This is a genomic window from Caulobacter sp. GW821-FHT11A05 (assembly GCF_058809015.1).
This window is the reverse complement of the sequence record NZ_JBXASF010000005.1, coordinates 1-22033: the sequence shown is the minus strand read 5'-3', so window position 1 is coordinate 22033 and position 22033 is coordinate 1. Positions and strand designations below refer to the sequence as shown.

Sequence of the window (22033 nt, the reverse complement as noted above, 5' to 3'; positions counted from 1 at the left end):
GTTGTCGCTAAGCGGTTGCCGTCGCCTCGAATTGGGTCGGGCGGTGTGGCGCCGACCTCACAACGGGGCTTTCACAGCATGTCGTCGCGGGTCGGCAGGCCGAGCAGCACCCGGCCCGCCAGTTCGAACACCGAGGGCGCGACCATGATGTGGTGGGTAATGACGTGGGCGTCGCGGAACCGGCGCTGCAACGGGCTTTCCAGAAACACCGCCGCCCCGCCGCCGAGGTCGTAGATCCGGCGGGTGGCGTCGGCGCTGGCCTTGGCGGAGTGGGCGCAGGCCAGGCGCAGGTGGGCGCGGTCGGCGATGGGGGTGGCTGCGCCCGTCTGGACGGCCCGCCAGAGCACCTCGATCGTTTCGTAAAAGCGGGCGCGGGCGGCCTCGACCTCGCCCATGACCTGGGCGAACTCCGACTGCACGACATTGCGTTCAGCCAGGGACCGCTGCGAGCCCTGGCTGGTGCTGACGGCGGCGACGGCGGCGAAGTCGGCCAGGGCCCCGCGGGCGTTGCCCAGCGCCACGGCGGCGATGCCCATGGCCAGCATGCCAAACGGCGGGAAGCGGAAGACCGCCCCGTCGGCCAGCGGCGGATCGGACTGCAGGGCGACGGTGCGGCCCTTGGGGACAGCCAAGTCCTTGACGGCGAAGTCGAGGCTGCCGGTGCCGCAGAGCCCGGAGGTGCGCCAGGTGTCGATGAACTCCACCTGGGCGGCCGGGAAGAACATCATCCGGTGCAGCGGCTGGCCGCCCGCGTCGAGCTGCGGACCGCCCTCCCCCATCAGCACCGCCCCGCCGGCCACCCATTGGGCGTTCTGCGAGCCGCTGCCCCATTTCCAGCGGCCGGTGACCCGCCAGTGGTCGCCGGTGTCGACGGCGCGGCCCATGGGCGCGAAGACGCCAGCGGCGAGGCTCGACGGGTCTCCGAACACCTCGGCGGCGTGGTCGGGGGCCAGGCGGGCCGACATCATCGCCGTGGTGGCGGCGATCATCAGGCACCAGCCGCTGGAGGCGTCGCCCTCGGCCACGGTCTCGATGGCGCGGGCGACGGTGGCGGGATCGGCCTCAAGGCCGCCCATGCCGGCCGGGACGAGCAGGCGCAGCAGGCCGGAGGCGACCAGGGCCTGCGCCAAATCGGGCGGGAAACGGCGCGCCGCCTCGATCTCGGCGGCGCGGGGGCGGACCTGCTCGCGCAGGCTGCTGGCGATCTGGATAGGGTCCATGGTCATCCGGCCAGTCGCCACAGGGCGGCGAGGTTGTTGCGCTGCATGTTGGAGCTGCCGCCGACGATCGGCATGGAGAGCAGGTCGCGGACGTTGCGCTCGATGTCGTAGTCGGCGCTCAGCGCATAGGCGCCCATGACCCGCTGACAGGCCAGGGCGATCTCGACGCCGGTCTCGCCGATGAACAGCTTGGCCATGCTGGTCTCGGCGGCGCAGGGCTGGCCGTCGTTGGCCAGGTTGGCCGCGTGGTAGAGCATCAGGCGGCAGGCCTCGAGCCTGGTCTTGGCGTCGACCAGGGCGTGGCGGACGGCCTGGTGGCCGCTGATCGGTTTGCCGAACTGCTGGCGGGTCTGGGCGTAGTCCCAGGCCTCTTCCAGCGCCGCCTGGGCGAGGCCGAAGGCGCAGGCGCTGATCTCCAGCTTCTCGATGTCGAGGGCCCGGCCGGCCAGCATGCCCCAGCCCCGGTTCCACCTGCCCTCGCCGCCGACGATAGCGCTGGCCGGCAGGCGGACGCCGTCGAAATGGACGTCCGAGGAGAGGGTGTAGCGCAGGTTCACATGGTCGATGGGGGTGATGGTGACCCCCGGCGCCTTGGTCGGGATAAGCACGAAGCTCAAGCCCTGGCGGGCGGGGGCGTCGGGGTCGGAGCGGACCAGGCAGTAGATGTAGTCGGAGAAGTCCGCGCCGGTGCACCAGCGCTTGGCCCCGTCGATGACGATCTCGTCGCCGTCGCGGCGGGCGCGGGTGCTGACGGCCGACAGGTCGCCGCCGACGTCGGGCTCGGAGAGGCCGTAGGCGAAGATCAGCTCGCCCCTGGCCAGGCGCGGCAGGAGCTCTGCCTTCTGCTCGGGCGAGCCGTTCTCCAGGATGTTCATGCCGCCGTAGAAGGCGCACTGGATGAAGGGGCCGGCCAGGAAGGACCCGGCCCGGCACAGCTCCTCGATGGCGGCGACGGCGGCCAGGATGTCGGGGCCCGAGCCGCCGTATTCCTCCGGCACGGTCAGGCCGCAGAGACCCATGGCGGCCAGCTCGGCGTAGAGGTCGCGCGGGAAGCTGTGGGTGCGGTCCCACTCGCGACGCTTCTCGCGCGGCGCCTTCTCGGCGACGAAGCGCTGCAGTTGCCGGCGCAGTTCTGTGACGTGGCCCGGCTCACTCATACCCTTCTCCCGCTTGTCGGGAGAAGGTGGCGGCGAAGCCGACGGATGAGGGCAGCACCGGCTGAGGAAGGTTTGCGATGGGCGGTCGTCTAACGGCGGCGCTGCCCTCATCCGACCCCCTTCGGGGGCCACCTTCTCCCGACAAGCGGGAGAAGGAACGGTGATGATCCATTCTATTCCCCCGTCAGGTCCGGTTTGCGCCGTTCGCGGAAGGCGTTGACGGCCTCGGCGCGGTCGGCGGTCATGTTGGAGAGCATCTCGTAGGCGACGGCGGCGTCGCTGGTGCTGACGGCCAGCTGCTTGAGCGCGATGTTGGCCACCGTCTTGGTCCAGCGCACGGCCCAGCGGGGGTTGGCGAGGATTTTCCCGACCAGTTCGGCGACCTTGGCGTCGAGCTCTTCGGCCGGAACGGCGTAGTTGATCAGCCCCATGCGGGCGGCCTCCGTCGCCGACAGGAGCTCGCCAGTAAGCAGCAGCTCCTTGGCGCGGGCGAAGCCGATCAGTTGCGGCCAGATCACCGCCCCGCCGTCGCCGGCCACCAGGCCGACCTTGACGTGGGGATCGCCGATCTTGGCGGTCTCATCGGCGATGATGACGTCGCAAAGGAGGGCGATGGTGGCCCCCAGGCCCGCCGCCGCGCCGTTCAGGCGGCAGATGATCGGCTTTTCCAGGTCCAGCAGGGTGGAGACGATGCGCTTGGCGTCGTGGGCGATGGCGCGGAAGGCGGCTGGGCGTCTGATCTGTTCGTCGAACCAGTCGAAGTCACCGCCGGCGCAGAAGGCGCGGCCCTGGCCGGTGAGGACGATCAGATCGCTGTCCTCGTCGGCCTGCAGCTCGATGAACAGGCGGGCCAGCTCGTCGTGCATGGCCGCGTCGACGGCGTTCACCGCATTGCCGGTGAGGGTCACGGTCAGCACCCGGCCATCGCGGTCGAAGCGGAAGCGGGTGAAGTTCTGCAACAGGGCCTGGGTCATGCGGGATCCGGAGCCAGGCGGGCGAGGCGCCGGCCGAAGTTCTCGCCCCGGAACAGGCCGCAGAAGGCGCCGGGCAGGGATTCGAGGCCGTCAAACTCCTCGATGGCGATCTTCAGCGAGCCGTCGGCGATCCAGCCTGCCAGGGTCGCCTGCGCTTCGGCAAAGCCGCGCAGGTCGTCGAACACCACCAGGCCCTCCATGCGCACCCGGTGGGTGATGAAGACGCTGGTGTTCCTGATGCCGACGCGATCGGCCGCCTCGATATTGTAGTCGGCGACCTGGCCGGAGACGACGACGCGGCCGCGCAGGCGCATCATCGGCAGCACCCGGTCGATGCTCTCGTTGCCGACGTTGTCGAACAGGATGTCGACGCCCTTGGGACAGGCCGCGGCGATGGCCGCCGTCAGGTCGGGTTCGGCCTTGTAGTCGATGACGGCGTCGAAGCCGGCCTCATCCTTCAGCCAGGCGCATTTCTTGGGGCCGCCGGCGACGCCGACGACGCGCAGGCCGAGCTTCTTGCCGATCTGGCCTGCCGTGGCCCCGACCGGGCCGGCCGCCGAGGTGACCAGCAGGGTCTCGCCTTCCTTGGCCTGGGCGACGCGGTGCAGGCCGAACCAGGCGGTCATGCCGGGTACGCCCAGCACGCCGATCCAGGCGCCGAGCGGCACGCCCTTGGGCTTCCATTCGGTCGGGATCTTCTGGATCACGCCGCGGCCGTCGGAGACCAGATGCTCGCGCCAGCCGCCGCCGGCGGCGATGACGTCGCCGGGGGCGAAGTTCGGGTTTTGGCTTTCTTCGACCTGAGCCACCGCGAAGCCGTCGATGCCTTCGCCCAGCTTCATGGCTCCGGCGTAGCTGTCGCCGCCCGACAGGCGCGAGCGCATGCCGGGATCGACCGAGGCCAGGATGGTGCGGGCGCGGAACTGGCCCTCGGCGAGGGCGGGAAGCTGCGCCGTCTCCAGCCGGAAGTCGTCGGGCGTCGGCGCGCCGCTCACATGGCGGGCCAGCACCCAGCGTCGGGTCGTTACGGTCACCAGGCCTCCCATCCCGGCTCTATGGCGGCCGGCGTTGGAGGCAGCTTAGGAGGTCAGGCCCGGCGAGGGGAACCCCTACTCTTCGACGATGGCCCGCATCAGATGGACCATCTGGCGACGCAGGCCTGGCTTTTCGATGCGGACGAACAGGGAGGCGATCTCCAGGCCCTCGGGGCTCATCAGGAATTCGTTGATCGCCCGGTCGAAGCCGGTCTCGCCGACCACCGGCTGGTCGACCGGATCGCTGAGGCCCTCGAAGAAATAGGCCACCGGCGTCTGCAGGGTGGCGGCGATCTGGTAGAGCTTGGAGGCCGAGACGCGGTTGGCCCCGCGCTCGTACTTCTGCACCTGCTGGAAGGTCAGGCCGAGGCTGTCGGCCAGCTGTTCCTGAGTGACGCCGAGCGCCTTTCGGCGTTGCCGGATGCGGCGGCCGACATGCAGATCAACTTCGGCGGGACCATCGGGGGGCATGGCCACATCTCCAACACGACTGAAACGAAAGTTTCAAGTCGGATAGCCGACGGAGGTTTCGCGTTTATTGCCGTCTTGCGGCAAGGCGAGTCCCCCACGCCAATGCTGCCAGGGTAGCATAACTCCAGACGTAATAGGCGGTGATGACCGCCAGGGCGAACAGACGCGGGTCTAGCAGGGCGGTGAAGTGGGTCGCGGCGGTCAGGAGCTGGGTCGCGCAGGCGAAGATCAGCCAGCCGCGCCGCCAGCGCAGAGCCATGATCACGAAGACGATCAGCAGCCCGACATCGAGCCAGGCGACGGCCCATTGCGTCTCGAGGATATGGACCCTGTCCTGCAAAAGCCAGGACCCGATCCAGGCCAGGGCGACGACCGCGCCGCCGATTTTCGCTGGCCTGTCGCCCTTCCAGAGGGCGTAGAGGCAGACGCTCGCCATGATCACATTGCCGGCGATGAGCAGAAGTTTGGGCCACATGGCGGGGGTCCGAAGCGTGATCGAATCCCCGCCAGTGTCGGCCAATCGGGCCTGGGCGCAATGACACAGGCCTCACGACGCGGCGTCAGACCACCCGGCGCAGGCGGCGGGGCAGTTCGCCGGTGGGCGCCGGGGCGTTCTCCTCGGGTTTTTCCATGCCGCCGATGGCGACGGACCGCAGGCCGATCTGGTTCTTGACCTCGGTCAGGGCCCCATGAGCCTCGACCAGTTCACGGCGGCCGTTGGCCAGGGCGACGATAGAGGCGCAGGTGCGGTCCATGACCGACTGGCCGACCACCGCCGACAGGCCGGCCTCGACGCGGCCGTCGCTGAGCATGCTGGTCAGGCGGGCGGTTTCGCTGAGCGCCCTGTCGATGGCGAGTTCCGCGGCGAACAGCTGGTCGGCCACCTTGTGGGCGACGATTCGGCGTTTCATGGCATGAGTCTCCTGCTCGCGCGGACCGGTGGCCGGCGCGGCGTGTTCGAATGGGTTGTCGGGAATGGTTCAGCCGCGGGGCGGCACGACCCCGTCGATGATGCGCTGGACAAGCAGGGCGACTTCGTGAGCCCCCATCAGAACGCCCCCCAGCAGAAGGCTGCCGATGATCGCGATGAGGGCGACCAGCGTCAGCAGGCGCAACGGCGTCAGGTCATGGACGCCTCCCCGGATACGGCCAAGGAGGTCTCGTCCGAGGTCAGCCAGGCCGTGGCGCTGAGGATCTGCACCAGCAGCTTCTCCGGCGGCAAGGAAGGCTGCAGCCGGCGCAGGGCCGAAATAACCGTCGGTATCTGGCCGGCCCGATCGGGACTGGCCAGCAGGCTCAGAGCCGCTTCCAGCGCCGCCCAGCTGACCAGGAACACCGGGCTGGAAATCGGTCGCCCGTCCTGGCTGGTTTGTGTCTCGGATGCGGTCACTGGAAGTCCCCGGTTCGGCGTTGAACTGAGGCTCAACTGACCGGGGTGCGGCGGGCTTGGGTATGGTGTCCGGATCGGGTGGGTATTCGATATCCATACCCGGATTGTGGGCGAGTTCGTGGGCGACGAAGGCCAGGGCGGCGGCCCGGCGGTCGGCGGCGCCGATCCGTTCGCGGGCCCGGTCGATATGTTTGTCGACCGTGCTCTTGGAGATGTTCAGGAGGCGGGCGATTTCCTTGGACTGGCGATGGCGCGCCACCAGCCGCAGACACTCACGCTCGCGCGGCGTCAGGGCATCGAACCCGGTCCGGGACTCTGCGTCATTCTCCCCCATAGGTGGAGACTGGCACAAGCTGCCCGCAATGCCAGTGGAGTCAACCGGGCAGTGTTGGCGCTATTGGTTCAAGGCGGGGTTTAATTTGAACCAGTTGCCCACCGAGGCGGTCGGCACCATGCTGGAGAACGACAGGCTTGGCCGGGGGAATACATTGAGCACATCGAAGCTCCGACGCACACGCGCAATCTTTGCTCTGAACGTCCTTCTGATTTCCGCACTATCGGCAAGCTGCGCCGAACAGCCCTCGGGAGAGTATCGCAGGATCGTCAGCAAAGAGCGCACCCCGCAAGGGTATTGGGATCAGAGCTCAGTTCATGCAACGCCAAGCGGCTTTGGGGTCGAAGTAGCCGAAGTGATCGCGTTTTACGAAGGTCCGATCGAGCGCTTCACCCGCGCGGACGTCAAGACTGACGTTCGCCAACTCACGCTGGAAATATCCTGCGACTGGGGAATGGTGAGCGCGACAGGCGCGCCAGCCAAGGGGACCCCTGAGATGCCATTTCCCCGATCTTACCAAGGCGCGCTCGTCGACCATTTCTGCGGCGGTCCTCGGCAGGCGGAAACGCCGGTCTTTGCGCGGCTCGATCAAATCGAAATCGACGCCGCCCGCCGAACTGGGGGAGCCCAGAGGGATCGGTCATTTCCGGGCGCCCGTACCGCGACAGCTATCTCTGCCCTTGAGTCCGGCAGCTACGTTCCGGTGGCAATCGATGCAAGCCTTGGCCGCGCGATGTATCTGGATCGGGAAGGCGGCGGCAAGTCTGGGGATCAGGCCATCTTCCACATGTTGGTCCTCGTCCGAGGCACGGGCGGCAGGGTCCGGTACATTTCAGACCGACAGATGGTCTTCGACTGCGATGTGGGCCAAGCGTCGACCTTGGGGGAGACCTTCTGGGACGTGGAACGGCGCGTCACAGATGACAGCCTTCCTCGCGGGCCCTGGTCGGTAAAAGACTATCCCCACACCCGAAAGGCTCTTGACGCGGCATGTGGCGATCAGTCGAAAAATCCCAGTCCCGTCGAAGCGGTCAACGTCCGATCCCACGCCGAAGCGGCTTGGCGGCGGGGTGGGTGAGGCTCTAACGCCCCTGAGGGGTCAGGCGCCAATCAAAGCCCCAGCACCGCCTTGGCCATGATGTTGCGCTGGATTTCGTTGGAGCCGCCGAAGATCGAGGTCTTGCGCATGTTGAAGTAGGTCGGGCCCGCCTTGAAGGCGAAGTCGGGGCTGATCGGCAGGGCGTTGCCGCCCTCCTTGGGAAAGCCGCGGAAATAGGGCTCGCCGTAATGGCCGGCCGCTTCAAGGGTCAGTTCGGTCAGCCGCTGGCCGACCTCGGTGCCCTTGACCTTGAGCAGCGACGCTTCCGGGCCGGGCCCCTTGCCGCTGCTCTCGCCGGCCAGGGTGCGCAGCTCGGTGTATTCGAGCGCCTGCAGGTCGACCTCCAGCTCGGCGATCTTGCGGCGGAAGTCGGCGTCGTCGATCAGCGGAGCGCCGTCGTCGGCCAGTTGGCCGGCGGCGATTTCGCGCAGGCGTTCGATGCCGCGCTTGGACCGCGCCACGCCGGCGATGCCGGTGCGCTCATGGCCGAGCAGGTATTTGGCCACCGTCCAGCCCTTGTTCTCCTCGCCGATGCGATTCTCCACGGGCACGATGACGTCTTCCAGGAAGGTGTCGTTGACCTCGTGGCCGCCGTCGATGGTGATGATGGGCTTAACGCTGATGCCCGGGGTCTTCATGTCGATCAGCAGGAAGGTGATGCCTTCCTGCTTCTTGGCGGTGAAGTCGGTGCGGACCAGGAAGAAGCCCCAGTCGGCGAAGTGGCCCTGGGTGGTCCAGGTCTTCTGGCCGTTGACCTTGTAGTATTCCTTGCCGTCGTCGCCGGTGAAGCGCTCGGCCTTGGTCGACAGGCCCGCCAGGTCGGAACCGGCGCCGGGCTCGCTGTAGCCCTGGCACCACCAGATGTCGCCGGCCAGGGTGGGTTTGAGAAGGTTCTCCTTCTGGTCGTCGGAGCCGAAGGTGTAGAGCACCGGCCCGATCATCCCGAGGCCGAAGCTGGGCTGGCTGGTGTTGGCCCGGGCCAGTTCCTCACTGAAGATGTAGCGCCGCACCGGGTCCCAGCCCGTGCCGCCGTACTGGGTCGGCCAGGACGGCGTCAGCCAGCCCTTCTTGTGGAGGATCCGGTGCCAGGAGAGGATTTCCTCCTTGTTGAGATGCTCGCCGGTCGCCTGTTTGTCGCGGATGGCCTTGGGGAAATTGTCCTCGATCCAGGTCCGGACCTCTGTGCGGAACTCGGCGTGCTCGGGCAGGAAATCAAGGTCCATGGCAGGCTCCCTCCAGGTCGGGCTGGACTCTGGCGGTCCGCCTCGGCAGTTTGCGCTCAAACAAACGTTTCAACGACGATAGGGGCGCAACGCCATGGCCGCAATCAATTCCGTCACCGACCTCTCCAACGAGGGCGACGTCGCCGTCATCACCCTGAACTCGCCCCCGGTGAACGCCCTGTCGTTCGGCGTGCGCGACGGTCTGTTCGAGGGTTTCAAGGCCGCCATCGCCGATGACACGGTCAAATCCATCGTCCTGATCTGCGACGGCCGCACCTTCATCGCCGGCGCCGACATCAGCGAATTCGGCGGGGCCGCCAAGGGCGCCAGCCTGTTCGACGTCCAGGGCATGATGGAAAATTCGCCCAAGCCGGTGGTCGCGGCGATCCACGGCACGGCCCTGGGCGGCGGCCTGGAAGTGGCGCTGGTCGCCCACTACCGGGTGGCGGTGCCCTCGGCCAAGCTCGGCCTGCCGGAAGTGAACCTCGGCCTGCTGCCCGGGGCCGGCGGCACCCAGCGCCTGCCGCGCATCGTCGGGGCCGAAAAGGCCCTGGAGATGATGACCAGCGGCAGCCACACCCCCGCCAAGGCGGCGGCCGCCATGGGCCTGGTCGATGAGCTGGTCGAAGAGGGCAAGCTGCGCGAGGGCGCGATCGCCTTCGCCAAGAAGGTGGTGGCCGAGAACTGGCCGCTGAAGAAGGTGCGTGACCGCGAGGTCAAGGCCGACCCGCAGGTGTTCGCCGATTTCCGCAAGGCCAACGCCCGCAAGTTCCGCGGCTTCAAGGCCCCGGAAGCCAACATCCAGTGCATCGAGGCGGCGGTGAACCTGCCCTTCGAGGAGGGGCTGAAGGTCGAGCGCAAGCTGTTCATGGAGCTGATGACCGGCCCGCAGTCGGCCGCCCAGCGCTACGTCTTCTTCGCCGAGCGCGCCGCCAACAAGATTCCCGATGTCGGTGACGATGTCGAAGTCCTGCCGATCAGATCAGTCGGCGTCATCGGCGCCGGCACCATGGGCGGCGGCATCTCGATGAACTTCCTCAACGCCGGCATCCCGGTGAAGATCGTCGAGATGAAGCAGGACGCCCTCGATCGCGGCCTCGGCGTCATCCGCAAGAACTACGAGAACACCGCCAAGAAGGGCCGCCTGACCCAGGACGATGTCGAAAAGCGCATGGCCGCCCTGACCGGCTCGCTCGACCTCTCCGATCTGGCCGACTGCGACCTGATCATCGAGGCCGTGTTCGAGAACATGGACATCAAGAAGGACATCTTCGGCAAGCTGGACAAGATCGCCAAGCCGGGCGCCATCCTGGCCACCAACACCAGCTACCTGAACGTCGACGAGATCGCCGCGGCCACCAGCCGGCCGGAAAGCGTCATCGGCCTGCACTTCTTCTCGCCGGCCAACGTCATGCGCCTGTTGGAGATTGTGCGCGGCGAAAAGACCTCCAAGCCCGTCATCGCCACCTCGATGAAGCTGGCCAAGACCATCGGCAAGGTCGGCGTCCTGGTCGGGGTCTGCCCGGGCTTCGTCGGCAACCGCATGCTGTCCAGCCGCCAGGGCCAGGCCCAGGCCCTGGTCGCCGAAGGGGCCATGCCCTGGGACGTCGACCGCGTGCTCTATGACTTCGGCTTCCCGATGGGCCCGTTCGCGATGAGCGACCTGGCCGGCCTCGACATCGGCTGGGACAAGGACAAGTCCTCCTCCTCGACCATCCGCGAGGTGCTCTGCGAGATGGACCGCCGCGGCCAGAAGACCGGCGCGGGCTATTACGATTATGACGAGAACCGCAACGCCAAGCCCTCGCCGGTGACCGAGAAGATCATCAAGGACTTCGCCGCCAAGGCCGGCACCAACGCCCGCGACATCGGCGACGAGGAGATCCTCGAGCGGACCATCTTCACGATGATCAACGAGGGGGCCAAGATCCTCGAAGAGGGCAAGGCCATCCGCGCCTCGGACGTCGATACGGTCTGGGTCAACGGCTACGGCTGGCCGGTCTACCGCGGCGGGCCGATGCACTACGGCGACAGCGTCGGGCTGAAGACGGTGGTCGAGCGGCTGAAGGACTACCAGAACAAGCACGGCGACTTCTTCAAGCCGTCGGCCCTGCTGGAGAAGCTGGCCGCCGAGGGCAAGGGGTTCAAGGACCTGTAGCGGCCGTATCCGTTCCCTTCTCCCGCCTGTCGGGAGAAGGTGGCGGCGAAGCCGACGGATGAGGGCAGCACCGGCTTCCGACGATTGAGTTTGTTCTGGCGCTGGCCTTCAGGCTTCCGCGCTGCCCTCATCCGACCCCCTTCGGGGGCCACCTTCTCCCGACGAGCGGGAGAAGGATCACTGAGAGCGTGACGATGACCCTCCTCGACCAGTTCCGCGCCGCCGACTTCGGCAACCTGCCCGACATCATGCGCGAGCATGCCGCCGCCCGGCCGGACCACCCGGCCCTTTGGCAGGACGGCCAATCCATCAGCTGGGGCCAGCTCGACGCCCTGATGGACCGCGTCGCCGCCGGGCTGCAGCGGGACGGCGTCGCCCAGAAGCAGGCGGTGGCCATCTGCGCCACCACCTCGATCAACTATGCGGTGCTGTTCCTGGGCTGCCTGCGGGCCGGCATCGCCGCCGCGCCGCTGGCCCCCTCCTCCACCGCCGAACAGCTGGTCGGCATGATCGCCGACAGCGGGGCCAGCCTGTTCTTCCTCGATCGTGGCGTCGCCGAGCTGATGAGCGGCGTCATGGACCAGGTCACCGCCCGCCGCATCGCGCTGGACGAGTCCGACGCCGGCGACAGCTTCGCCGCCTGGCTGCCGCCCGCCGGAACCAAGCCCGCCCCAGTCGCCATCGACAGGAAAGACCCCTTCAACATCATCTACAGCTCGGGCACGACCGGCATCCCCAAGGGCATCGTCCAGAGCCACGGCATGCGCTGGCGCCACCTCGCCATCCGCCCGGACGGCGCCGGCTATGGCCCGGACGCCCGCAGCCTGATCTCCACCCCGCTGTACTCGAACACCACCCTGGTCTGCTTCTTCCCGACCCTGTCGGGCGGCGGCACCGTTCACATGATGGGCAAGTTCGACAGCGAGAAGTTCCTGAAGATCTCGCAGGCCCAGAAGATCACCCACGCCATGCTGGTGCCGGTGCAGTACCGCCGGCTGATGGAATTCCCGGGCTTCGACGACTACGACCTGTCGAGCTATGTCGGAAAGTTCTGCACCAGCGCCCCCTTCTCGGCCGAACTGAAGGCGGAGATCCTCAAGCGCTGGCCGGGCGGCCTGATCGAGTACTACGGCATGACCGAGGGCGGCGGCAGCTTCATGCTGGCGGCGCACGAACACCCCGACAAGCTGCACACCGTCGGCCAGCCGGCCCCAGGCTGCATCATCCGCCTGGTCGACGAGGAGGGGAACGAGGTCCCCACCGGCGAGATCGGCGAGATCGTCGGCTACAGCCCCGCCACCATGAACGGCTACCACAACCAGCCGGGCAAGACGGCCGAGGCCCAGTGGGTCCACCCGGAGACCGGCGACATCTACATCCGCACGGGTGACGTCGGCCGGCTCGACGCCGACGGCTTCCTGCAGCTGATGGACCGCCGCAAGGACATGATCATCTCCGGTGGCTTCAACATCTATCCCAGCGACATGGAGGCGGTGATGGTCGAGCATCCCGCCGTCGTGGAAGCCGCCGTCGTCGGCGTGCCGTCCAAGGACTGGGGCGAGACGCCGGTGGCGTTCGTGGCTCTGAAGGAGGGCATGTCCGCCACCCCGCAGGACATCCGCGAGTTCACCAACAGCAAGGTCGGCAAGACCCAGCGGGTGGCCGACGTGGTGCTGGTCGACGCCCTGCCCCGCAGCCACATCGGCAAGGTGCTGAAACGCGAACTGCGCGACGCCTACGACGGCCCGGCGAAAAGCTGATGATCGTCGTCACCGGCACGGTCACCGGCAGGCCGGAAACCTTCGACGCCATGCTTGAGGCGGCGCTGGACCACGTCCGCCGCTCCCGCACAGAGCCCGGCTGCCTGCAGCATGGGGTCAGCATCGATGCGGAAGACCCGCTGACTTTGGTCTTCTACGAGGAGTGGGAAGACCGCGCCGCCCTGGACGCCCACTTCCAGGTTCCGGAATCGCTGGCCTTCATGAAGGCGATGCGGTCACTGGCCGCCAGCCAGACGAAGATGAAGATCCTGCCGGTCGAAGCGCGGGACTGACCGCGCCGCCCGTTGACCGGCTCCGGTGGCGGGTCATAGTGGCCGCCATGGCCTGACCCTGGACATCGGCGCCCGCTCCCGCGCGGCGCCCAACGCCACCCGCCCTTCCGGCGGGCCCGCTGCCTATGATCCCGGACCTGCTCATGACCTCGTCAGATCCCTCCGACGCCCTGGCCACCGCCGCCGACGTCGCCCTGCGCCGCATCCGCCCCGGCGACCTCGCCCAGATCCGCCCCTTCCCCTTCACCGTCTCCATCCAGGAGCCACTGGACGAGGACGCTGAGCTGCGTCGGGCCTTCGCCGACACCGGCCTGTGGACCCGCGACGCCGGCGCGGCGGCCATCGTCGAGACCGCCACCGGCCGCCTGCTGGGCACCACCCAGTTCTACCGCGCCGCGCCCTGCATCCACGGCCTGGAGATCGGCTACATCCTGCATGACCCTCAGGATCGCGGCCGGGGCTTCGCCAGCCAGGCTCTCGGGCTCCTCACCGATCATCTGTTCGAGACCCGGCCTGACGTCCATCGCCTGCAGCTGCTCATCGAGACCTGGAACGTCGCCAGCTGGAAGCTCGCCGAACGCCGCGCCTACGTCCGTGAGGGCCTGCTTCGCAGCGCCGGCTTCGGCTCCGAGCCGGCCGATTGCTTCGTCTACGCCCGGACGCGGAGGGACTGGGCGGCGGGACAGGACCGGCCGGCGAGCCTGGGCGGCTGACGCGAAGTCCGCGCGGCGCCTTGCCGACCGCCGCGTAACCCTCCTAAACCCTCCCCATGAGTTCCTCCCCGCCCGGCCTCGAGAGCGTCATCGCCGCCGCCCAATCAGCGGGGGGCAAGACGGCGGGACCGCGCGGCCTGCCGCCGGTGCATCTGTGGAACCCCGCCCACTGCGGCGACATCGACATCGTTATCCGCAAGGACGGCCTGTGGTTCCATGAGGGCAGCCCCATCGGCCGGGAGGCGCTGGTGCGGCTGTTCTCGACCGTGCTGCGCAAGGACCCGGACGGCTTCCACCTGGTCACCCCGGTCGAGAAGATGCGGATCACGGTCGAGGACGCGCCGTTCATCGCCGTGCGGGTCGACCGCGAGGGCGCTTCGCTGAAGTTCCTGACCAACGTCGGCGATGAGGTGGTTGCCGGCCCGGACAATCCGATCCGCGTCGAGGCCGACCCGGCGACCGGCGAGCCCCGCCCCTACGTCCACGTCCGCCGGGGCCTGGAGGCCCGCATCGCCCGGCCGGTCTTCTACGAACTCGTCGAGATGGCCACCGAGCACCTGACCGCCGACGGCCCGGTGCTGGGCGTCGAAAGCGGCGGAACCTTCTTCCCCGTCGGCCCGGTCGGGGCGCATCTGACGTGAAGCCGGGCTCCGAACTGCGCGAGTGGATCAGCCACCACCTCGACCCGCTGGACGACAGCGGCACCGGGCGGCCTTACCGCTCCGACTTCGACATGAACCCGGACCTGCATCCGGGCGAGACCACAGTTACCCCGGCCGCCGTGCTGGTGCCGTTGATCGAGCGTCCCGAGGGCCTGTCGGTGCTGCTGACCCGCCGCGCCTCGACCCTGCGCCGCCATTCGGGCCAGGTCGCCTTCCCCGGCGGCCGCATGGACCCCGGCGAGACCGCCGTCGAGGCGGCCCTGCGCGAGGCCGAGGAAGAGATCGCCCTGGACCGCGCCCATGTCACCCTGGCGGGCCTCTCGACCCCCTACCGGACCGGCACCGGCTACCTGGTCACCCCGGTGGTCGGCTTCCTGCCGCCGGACCTGCCGCTGGTCGCCAGCGAGGCGGAGGTGGCGCACATCTTCGAGACCCCGTTCGGCTTCCTGATGAACCCGGCCAACTACGAGGAACGCCACTACGACATGCCCGACGGCCAGCGCCGGCGGTTCTACGCCATGACCTGGGAGGACGAGCTGATCTGGGGCGCGACGGCGGGCATGCTGCGGGCGCTGTACGACCGCCTGTATGGGGCGGCGGTGGCCTGAGGGCCCGGAAAATCGTAGACTATTCTCCGGAGGTCCAACCAGATGGCCATCGCAACGAGCCGCATTCTTGAAGACGCCGAAGGGCCTTACGTCCTGCTGCCGGACGGATGCGGTTTCGGCGAAGGGACCGAGGTCGAGATCACGCGTGCCGGCGACGTGATTACGGTCCGCCGCAAGCCTTCGGCTTCTGATGACCCCCAATCCCCCCAACCGGCGGCTTAGACCCACCCCACCCAAAACTGTCATCCTTCGGGCCCGCGAAGCGGGAACCGGAGGACCCATCGTGGGTGAGGAACCGCCTGGATTGTCAGTCCGTCATCGACGGCGGCGCCCCAGCTGCCGACGCCATGCGCCTGGCGGAAAAATGGGTCCCCCGGTCCGCTACGCGGCCGTGGGATGACAGCAAAGGAAAGGAGACCGGCGGCGCGGCGCGAAAGCCGAGACAACGCCCCTTCTCAGCGGCCATCCCCCGCGATAAGCCAACGCCCATGTCCACCCTTCCCGACAGTATCGGCCAGCCCGCCTGGATGACCCTGCCCGCCACCCAGGCGGTCATCACGGCGCTTGAGGCCAAGGGCTTCGCCGGCTGCGCCCGGTTCGTCGGCGGCTGCGTGCGCAACACCCTGCTGAAGACCGAAGTCGACGACATCGACATCGCCACCACCCTGACCCCCGACCAGGTCACCGAGGCGCTGGAGGCGGCGGGCCTCAAGGCGGTGCCGACCGGCGTCGACCACGGCACCGTCACCGGCGTCAGCCAGGGCCGGCCCTACGAGATCACCACCCTGCGCCGCGACGTGGCGACCGACGGGCGGCGCGCGGTCGTCGCTTTCACCAAGAACTGGGCCGAGGACGCCCAGCGGCGCGACTTCCGGCTGAACGCCCTCTACGCCGACGCCGACGGCCGACTGTTCGATCCCACCGGCGAGGGCATCGCCGACTGCCTGGCCGGCCGCATCGTCTTCGTCGGCGATCCGATGACCCGTATCCGCGAGGACTACCTACGCATCCTGCGCTGGTTCCGCTTTCATGCCTGGTACGGCAAGGGCGACCCTGACCAGGCGGCCCTGACCGCCTGCAAGGCGCTGAAGGGCATGTTGTCGGGCCGCGCGGCCGAGCGGACGCAGAAGGAGCTCCTGAAGCTGCTGGCCGCCGAGGACCCGCGCGCGGCCCTGCGGCTGATGGCGGCGACCAGCGTGCTCTCCTCGGTGCTGCCGCAGGTCAAGGCGCTGACGAGGTTCGAGACCCTGGTGGCCATCCAGACCGAGCAGCTGTTCGAGACCGACGCCGAAATTCGCCTGGCCGCCCTGCTGCCCGACGATCCGGTGGTGGCCCGCGACACCGCCGAGCGGCTGCGGCTGTCGAACGCCCTCAAGGACCGGCTGATCGAGGCGGCCGGCAAGGAGCCGCGCATCGTCTCCTGGATGAGCCCGCGCGAGGCGCGACGCACCGTCTACAAGATCGGCCTGCGGGCCTTCAGCGACCGCATCAAGCTGGGCTGGGCCGCCTCGGGCCGGCCCTCGACCACCCCGCAATGGCGCGGCCTGCTGGCCCTGGCCCAGACCTGGACGCCGCCGACCTTCCCGCTGACCGGCGAGGAGGTGCTGGCCGCCGGCGTGCCCAAGGGCCCGATGGTCGGCGAGGTGATGCGCGAGGTCGAGGAGTGGTGGATCGACCACGACTTCATGGACGACAAGCTGGCGGCCGTGGAACGGCTGAAGGCGGTGGCGCAGGGGATGGCCTACTAGTTTCGCAACCATGCTGAGAGCGCGCCGTTCTGCGACCATGCGCGCCTTCTTCTTCATCTGCCTGGCGACCTTCGCCGTCATCGCCGCCGTCGGTCTGATGCCGGCCAGGGCGCAGACCACCCGTCCGCTGCCCGCCTGGGAGGCCGCCCTGGCCAGGCAGGCGGCGCTGAAGCCCGCCTCGGCCTTCAACGGCGTAACCGACCGGAACGCCCGCTCCCTGGCCCTCTATGCCGAGGCCGCCAAGGTGATCACCCATCCGCGCTGCATGAATTGCCACCCGGCCGACAACACCCCCCGCCAGGGCGCGGCGATGAGGGTGCACAATCCGCCGATGACCGGCGCCCTCGACGGCCACGGCCCGGCCGGCCAGCGCTGCACGGCCTGCCATGGCGCCAGGAACTTCGAGGTCGGCGGCGACAACATCCAGTCCATCCCGGGCAATCCGAAGTGGGCCCTGGCCCCGGCCAAGATGGCCTGGCAGGGCAAGAGCCCCGGCGAGATCTGCCGCCAGATCAAGGACCCGACCCGCAACGGCGGCAAGGACCTGGAGGCGCTGTTTCACCATATGAACGAGGACGAACTGGTCGGCTGGGGCTGGAACCCCGGCAAGGGCCGCGTCCCGGCGCCAGGGGATCAGAAGACCTTCGGCGACCTGATCCGGGCGTGGATCGACACCGGCGCGGCTTGTCCGGCCTAGGGCCGGCTGGCTCCCAACACTGAATTCCGGCCAAAAACCCCCGGCCGCCGGGCCTTTCCGCAATATGTCTAGACATATTCATCGACGTTTTCGGCCCTCGCGCCGGGCCTCGCCGGAGGCGTTGGTCGGACCGGCGCGCTTTCGACCAACAAACCCGGCGGGTCGGCCAACCCACTGACCAACGCCCTGGGCCACATCCTCGCGGCCCGGGCCCACGCAAAAGCCAACGGGGCATGAGATTTCGCCCGGTTTTCGCGAGTTTTCGGCGACATCGCCTTTATGGTTGGTCCGGCGACCGGCGGTATAATGGTCTGCCGCTTCGATAGTCAGGCCTTCAGACGCCTGCCGGCGATTTTCCCGGCGCCCTAGGGCCACTTCACCGTCGGCGGCATCGAGCTGAGGATCGAGTCGACGTTGCCGCCCGTCTTCAGCCCGAACATCGTGCCGCGGTCGTAGAGCAGGTTGAACTCCACATAGCGCCCGCGCTGGATCAGCTGCTGCTCGCGTTCCTCCGCCGTCCAGGGCTCGGCCATGCGGCCCTCGGCGATGGCCGGGTAGCTGGCCAGGAACGCCTCGCCCACCGCCTGGGTGAAGGCGAAGTCCTTGTCCCAGTCGCCGCTGTCGTGATGGTCGTAGAAGATGCCGCCGATGCCGCGCGGCTCGTTGCGGTGCGGCAGGAAGAAGTATTCGTCGCACCAGGCCTTGTACTTGGCGTGCCAGTCCGGATCGAAGCGGTCGCAGGCGTCCTTGAAGGCGGCGTGGAAGGCGATGGCGTCGGGGAAGGCCTGGTCGCGCTGGTAGCCCAGCAGCGGCGTCAGGTCGGCGCCGCCGCCGAACCAGCCCTTGGTCGTGCAGATGAAGCGGGTGTTCATATGCACGGCCGGCACCCGCGGGCTGTGCATATGGGCGATCAGCGAGACGCCGGTGGCGAAGAAGCGCGGATCCTCCTCGGCCCCAGGCATGGTCTTGGCCATTTCCGGGGTGAAGGTCCCGAAGACGACGGAGGTGTGCACCCCGACCTTCTCGAAGAAGCGGCCGTGCATCATCGACATCACCCCGCCGCCGCCGGCGGCGCGGACCCAGGGCTTCTTCTCGAAGCGCCCGGGCTGACCCGGATAGAGGTCGGCGGGGGCGGCGTCCTCCAGGGCTTCGAAGCGCTGGAGGATGCGATCGCGCAGGGCTTCGAACCAGGCCTGGGCGCGTGACTTGCGGGTTTCGAGGAGGGCGGCGTCGGTCATGCCGGGCCTTTTATACGCATCGCGGCCCAGGTCCATGCGGCCCCTCGCATCCTTTTCCGATCACAGCCGGTTGAAAAAGGGTCGGGTAGGTTCTAAGCGATCCGGCCACGGGAGCTTGCTGGGGCGGCCCGTCGAATCGCGTGCGCCCGCCGTACGCTTTGCGGCAGTCCGAGCAACGACCGGGATTTTTCCTTAGAGCCGACCTCTCCTCCGGGGCCGGCGATTGCGAAGGGTGACCTGCAGGTGGCCGACAGCGCCGTTCATTCCACGGAAGCCGGGGACGATCCCTCCCGGCGCGATTTCATCTACATCGCGGCCATCGCCGCGGCGGGCGGCGCCGTCGGCGCGGTGGCCTGGCCGCTGGTCAGCCAGATGAACCCCTCGGCGGACACCCTCGCCCTGGCCAGCGTCGAATACGACCTGACCAAGATCGAGACCGGCCAGCAGGTGACGATCAACTGGCGCGGCAAGCCCCTGTTCATCCGCAACCGCACCCAGGCCCAGATCGACGCCGCCGTCCGCGACGACAGCGCCGTCCTCAAGGACCCGCAGGCCGACGCCCAGCGCCACAAGGAAGGCAAGCCGCAATGGCTGGTCCTGATCGGCAGCTGCACCCACCTGGGCTGCGTGCCCACGGTCGGCGGCGGCGACTACGGCGGCTGGTTCTGCCCCTGCCACGGGTCGACCTACGACACCTCCGGCCGCATCCGTAAGGGCCCCGCGCCCAAGAACCTCGTGGTTCCGGACTACGCCTTCCTTTCCGACACCAAGGTCAAGATCGGCTGACGATGAGCGGACATTCCACTTACGAGCCGAAAACCGGCATCACCCGCTGGCTCGACCAGCGCCTTCCCGTCACCCGCCTGGTCTGGGACAGCTTCGTCGACTATCCGACGCCGCGGAACCTGAACTACTGGTGGACCTTCGGCGGCATCCTGGCCCTGTGCCTGGGCGTGCAGATCGTCACCGGTATCGTGCTGGCGATGCACTACAATCCGTCGGCCGGCGGCGCCTTCGCCTCCGTCGAGCACATCATGCGCGACGTGAACTACGGCTGGCTCTTGCGCTACACCCACGCCAACGGGGCCTCGATGTTCTTCATCGCGGTCTACCTGCACATGTTCCGGGGCCTCTACTACGGCAGCTACAAGCCGCCGCGTGAGATCCTGTGGATCCTGGGCTGCGTCATCTACCTCCTGATGATGGCCACCGCCTTCATGGGCTATGTCCTGCCCTGGGGTCAGATGAGCTTCCACGGCGCGGTCGTGATCACCAACATCATCGGGGCCATCCCGCTGATCGGCGGCCCGATCCTGACCTGGCTGCAAGGCGGTTTCGCCGTCGACAACGCCACCCTGAACCGCTTCTTCTCGCTGCACTACCTGCTGCCCTTCATGATCGCCGGCGTGGTGATCCTGCACATCTGGGCCCTGCATGTGGTCGGCCAGAACAACCCGACCGGCATCGACCCCAAGTCCAAGGCCGACACCGTGCCCTTCACCCCGCATGCGACGGTGAAGGACGGCTTCGCGATGAGCGTCTTCCTGATCCTCTTCGCGGTGTTCGTCTTCTACATGCCCAACGCCCTTGGCCATGCCGACAACTACATCGAGGCCAACCCGCTGGTGACCCCGGCGCACATCGTGCCCGAATGGTACTTCCTGCCCTTCTACGCCATCCTGCGCGCCGTGCCGGACAAGGTGATGGGCGTGGCGGCCATGTTCGGCGCCATCGGCGTGCTGTTCGCCCTGCCCTGGCTGGATACGTCGAAGGTGCGCTCGATGCGCTACCGGCCGATGGCCAAGCTGTACTTCATCATCCTGCTGGTGGTCTGCGTCATCCTCGGCTTCTGCGGCGCCAAGCTGCCGGACGACCAGGTGATCCCGGGCCTCGAGACCATCAAGATCCTCGAGAGCGATCTCAACAGCTGGGTCTGGCTGTCGCGTCTCGCCACCCTCTACTACTTCGCCTACTTCATCGTGATCATGCCGCTGCTGGGCCTCATCGAGACCCCGCTGCCGACACCTGAAACCATCGCCGCGCCGGCGTTGTCCCACCCCGCCACGACGCCCGCGGGCGCCACGGCCGACGCCGAAAAGAAGGGCTGAGCCTCAGATGCTGCGCAAACTCACCCTGATCGCGGCGGCTCTGACGACGCTGGTGGCGGCCCCCGCCCTGGCGTCGGGCGGGGCCAAGCATCCGCACGACATCGCCTACAGCTTCGAAGGCCCCTTCGGGAAGTTCGACCAGGCCCAGCTGCAACGCGGCTACAAGGTCTACCGGGAGGTCTGCTCGGCCTGCCACTCGATGAAGCTGCTGTCGTTCCGCAACCTCGGCGACAAGGGCGGCCCCTTCTATGACAAGAAGTGGGGCAACCCGAACGACAACCTCTATGTGAAGGCGCTGGCCGCCGACATCCAGGTGCCGGACATCGACACCGAGACCGGCGACGAGATCACCCGTCCCGCCGTCCCGGCCGACAAGTTCCCGTCGCCCTACAAGAACGACTACGCGGCCCGCGCCGGCAACGGCGGCGCCCTGCCGCCGGACCTGTCGGTGATCGCCAAGGCCCGTTCGGGCGGCCCGGAATACCTCGCCGCCTTCCTGACCGGCTTCGAGGCTCCGCCCAAGGGCCTGACCGTGCCGACCGGCCAGCACTACAACGCCTACTTCCCGGGCGACGTCTCGGCCGGCTGGACCGGTTCGAAGGAACACGCCCCGCCCGGCGGCTTCGTGGCCATGCCGCCGCAGCTGGCCGACGGCAAGGTGACCTTCGACGACGGCACGAAGTCGACGGCGCACCAGCAGGCCGTCGACGTCGCCGCCTTCCTGATGTGGGCCGCCGAGCCCAAGCTGGAAGAGCGCAACCAGATGGGCCTGGCCGTGATGATCTACCTGATCCTGTTCAGCGGCCTGCTCTACATGAGCTACCGCCGGGTCTGGCGGAACGAGAGCCACTAGGCTTTCAGTTCTGAAAAATGACGAAGGGCCCGGAGCGATCCGGGCCCTTTTTCATTGGTGGGTGTGAACCTCCCCGCCCCCTCCCCTCCGCTATCGTCATTCTAGGCCTTGTGCCTAGGATCCCGCTGTCGGCTTTCTCTCGCGGTGGGGTGGAGGCGCAGCCGCGCCTCCAGGGCACGGGCCTGTCGCGGCTGAACCCGGGATCCTAGGCACAAGTGTTCAGCCCGGGGACATGCCTGACAGGTGTTCGGGGACATAGCTGACACATCATTTTCTGGATTGGCTCTTGAGGA

At 68.1% G+C, this 22033-nt stretch carries 24 protein-coding genes and 1 pseudogene; 13 read left to right on the top strand and 12 right to left on the bottom strand.

Going from position 1 to position 22033, the window contains the following annotated elements; translation table 11 throughout:
• Positions 1-71: 71 nt before the first annotated feature.
• The 10 genes and pseudogenes from AC1RSK_RS08995 to AC1RSK_RS08950 form a co-directional block, all read right to left on the bottom strand.
• Positions 72-1226 carry an acyl-CoA dehydrogenase family protein gene (locus tag AC1RSK_RS08995; protein ID WP_492907161.1) on the bottom strand — a complete coding sequence of 385 codons (1155 nt, stop codon included), beginning with the start codon at positions 1224-1226 and terminating at the stop codon, positions 72-74.
• Positions 1223-2377, bottom strand: coding sequence for an acyl-CoA dehydrogenase family protein (locus tag AC1RSK_RS08990; protein WP_492907160.1), 1155 nt, complete (start codon positions 2375-2377; stop codon positions 1223-1225). The genes AC1RSK_RS08995 and AC1RSK_RS08990 overlap by 4 nt, the downstream gene beginning before the upstream one ends.
• 173 nt (positions 2378-2550) lie before the next feature.
• Positions 2551-3351: an enoyl-CoA hydratase/isomerase family protein gene (locus AC1RSK_RS08985; protein WP_492907159.1), complete on the bottom strand. Its 801-nt coding sequence runs from the start codon at positions 3349-3351 to the stop codon at positions 2551-2553.
• The gene (locus AC1RSK_RS08980) at positions 3348-4385 is read right to left on the bottom strand and encodes an NADP-dependent oxidoreductase (RefSeq protein WP_492907158.1); all 1038 of its coding nucleotides are present in this window, start codon (positions 4383-4385) and stop codon (positions 3348-3350) included. Before AC1RSK_RS08980 ends, AC1RSK_RS08985 begins: the two co-directional genes overlap by 4 nt.
• Positions 4386-4460: 75 nt before the next feature.
• Entirely contained in the window at positions 4461-4856 is a 396-nt protein-coding gene (locus AC1RSK_RS08975; RefSeq protein WP_492907157.1) for a helix-turn-helix domain-containing protein, read from the bottom strand.
• A gap of 64 nt (positions 4857-4920) precedes the next feature.
• The gene (locus AC1RSK_RS08970; RefSeq protein ID WP_492907156.1) at positions 4921-5331 is read right to left on the bottom strand and encodes a hypothetical protein; all 411 of its coding nucleotides are present in this window, start codon (positions 5329-5331) and stop codon (positions 4921-4923) included.
• 85 nt (positions 5332-5416) lie between these two features.
• Complete coding sequence (locus tag AC1RSK_RS08965) at positions 5417-5767, bottom strand: hypothetical protein (RefSeq protein WP_492907155.1); 351 nt, start codon at positions 5765-5767, stop codon at positions 5417-5419.
• A 69-nt stretch (positions 5768-5836) separates the two neighbouring features.
• The gene (locus tag AC1RSK_RS08960; RefSeq protein WP_492907422.1) at positions 5837-5971 is read right to left on the bottom strand and encodes a hypothetical protein; all 135 of its coding nucleotides are present in this window, start codon (positions 5969-5971) and stop codon (positions 5837-5839) included.
• A 5-nt stretch (positions 5972-5976) separates the two neighbouring features.
• Positions 5977-6246, bottom strand: a complete 270-nt coding sequence (locus tag AC1RSK_RS08955) for a hypothetical protein (protein WP_492907421.1) — start codon at positions 6244-6246, stop codon at positions 5977-5979.
• A 193-nt stretch (positions 6247-6439) separates the two neighbouring features.
• Positions 6440-6580 (bottom strand): annotated as a pseudogene (locus AC1RSK_RS08950) (LuxR C-terminal-related transcriptional regulator); the annotation flags it as partial.
• An 85-nt stretch (positions 6581-6665) separates the two neighbouring features.
• Here AC1RSK_RS08950 and AC1RSK_RS08945 point away from each other — a divergent pair.
• On the top strand, positions 6666-7658 hold the full coding sequence (locus AC1RSK_RS08945) for a hypothetical protein (RefSeq protein WP_492907154.1): 993 nt from the start codon (positions 6666-6668) through the stop codon (positions 7656-7658).
• Positions 7659-7690: 32 nt separating this feature from the next.
• Here the strand turns inward: AC1RSK_RS08945 and AC1RSK_RS08940 are convergent, their stop codons facing one another.
• On the bottom strand, positions 7691-8902 hold the full coding sequence (locus AC1RSK_RS08940) for an acyl-CoA dehydrogenase family protein (RefSeq protein ID WP_492907153.1): 1212 nt from the start codon (positions 8900-8902) through the stop codon (positions 7691-7693).
• A gap of 94 nt (positions 8903-8996) precedes the next feature.
• Here AC1RSK_RS08940 and AC1RSK_RS08935 point away from each other — a divergent pair, with 94 nt between their 5' ends.
• The 9 genes from AC1RSK_RS08935 (at position 8997) to AC1RSK_RS08895 (ending at position 17541) form a co-directional block, all read left to right on the top strand.
• Positions 8997-11060 carry a 3-hydroxyacyl-CoA dehydrogenase NAD-binding domain-containing protein gene (locus AC1RSK_RS08935; protein WP_492907152.1) on the top strand — a complete coding sequence of 688 codons (2064 nt, stop codon included), beginning with the start codon at positions 8997-8999 and terminating at the stop codon, positions 11058-11060.
• Positions 11061-11254: 194 nt separating this feature from the next.
• Positions 11255-12820, top strand: a complete 1566-nt coding sequence (locus tag AC1RSK_RS08930) for a class I adenylate-forming enzyme family protein (protein WP_492907151.1) — start codon at positions 11255-11257, stop codon at positions 12818-12820.
• Positions 12820-13113, top strand: coding sequence for a putative quinol monooxygenase (locus tag AC1RSK_RS08925; protein WP_492907150.1), 294 nt, complete (start codon positions 12820-12822; stop codon positions 13111-13113). The genes AC1RSK_RS08930 and AC1RSK_RS08925 overlap by 1 nt, the downstream gene beginning before the upstream one ends.
• 143 nt (positions 13114-13256) lie before the next feature.
• Positions 13257-13826 carry a GNAT family N-acetyltransferase gene (locus AC1RSK_RS08920; protein WP_492907149.1) on the top strand — a complete coding sequence of 190 codons (570 nt, stop codon included), beginning with the start codon at positions 13257-13259 and terminating at the stop codon, positions 13824-13826.
• Between the two features lie 56 nt (positions 13827-13882).
• Positions 13883-14467, top strand: coding sequence for a DUF1285 domain-containing protein (locus AC1RSK_RS08915; RefSeq protein ID WP_492907148.1), 585 nt, complete (start codon positions 13883-13885; stop codon positions 14465-14467).
• Entirely contained in the window at positions 14464-15096 is a 633-nt protein-coding gene (locus tag AC1RSK_RS08910; protein WP_492907147.1) for a CoA pyrophosphatase, read from the top strand. Before AC1RSK_RS08915 ends, AC1RSK_RS08910 begins: the two co-directional genes overlap by 4 nt.
• A 42-nt stretch (positions 15097-15138) precedes the next feature.
• On the top strand, positions 15139-15318 hold the full coding sequence (locus tag AC1RSK_RS08905) for a hypothetical protein (protein WP_492907146.1): 180 nt from the start codon (positions 15139-15141) through the stop codon (positions 15316-15318).
• Positions 15319-15584: 266 nt separating this feature from the next.
• Positions 15585-16844 carry a CCA tRNA nucleotidyltransferase gene (locus AC1RSK_RS08900; protein ID WP_492907145.1) on the top strand — a complete coding sequence of 420 codons (1260 nt, stop codon included), beginning with the start codon at positions 15585-15587 and terminating at the stop codon, positions 16842-16844.
• A gap of 37 nt (positions 16845-16881) precedes the next feature.
• Positions 16882-17541, top strand: coding sequence for an Isoquinoline 1-oxidoreductase subunit (locus tag AC1RSK_RS08895; protein WP_492907144.1), 660 nt, complete (start codon positions 16882-16884; stop codon positions 17539-17541).
• A 365-nt stretch (positions 17542-17906) separates the two neighbouring features.
• Here the strand turns inward: AC1RSK_RS08895 and hemF are convergent, their stop codons facing one another.
• The gene (gene hemF, locus AC1RSK_RS08890) at positions 17907-18779 is read right to left on the bottom strand and encodes an oxygen-dependent coproporphyrinogen oxidase (protein WP_492907143.1); all 873 of its coding nucleotides are present in this window, start codon (positions 18777-18779) and stop codon (positions 17907-17909) included.
• A gap of 243 nt (positions 18780-19022) precedes the next feature.
• On the opposite strand from hemF, the gene petA reads away from it, so the two are divergent.
• From petA to AC1RSK_RS08875, 3 genes are read left to right on the top strand one after another with little or no spacing between them, the layout of a single operon-like run.
• Entirely contained in the window at positions 19023-19565 is a 543-nt protein-coding gene (petA, locus tag AC1RSK_RS08885) for a ubiquinol-cytochrome c reductase iron-sulfur subunit (protein ID WP_492907142.1), read from the top strand.
• Between the two features lie 2 nt (positions 19566-19567).
• Positions 19568-20887: a cytochrome b gene (locus tag AC1RSK_RS08880; protein ID WP_492907141.1), complete on the top strand. Its 1320-nt coding sequence runs from the start codon at positions 19568-19570 to the stop codon at positions 20885-20887.
• A 7-nt stretch (positions 20888-20894) separates the two neighbouring features.
• Positions 20895-21740, top strand: coding sequence for a cytochrome c1 (locus AC1RSK_RS08875; RefSeq protein ID WP_492907140.1), 846 nt, complete (start codon positions 20895-20897; stop codon positions 21738-21740).
• Positions 21741-22033 lie beyond the last annotated feature (293 nt).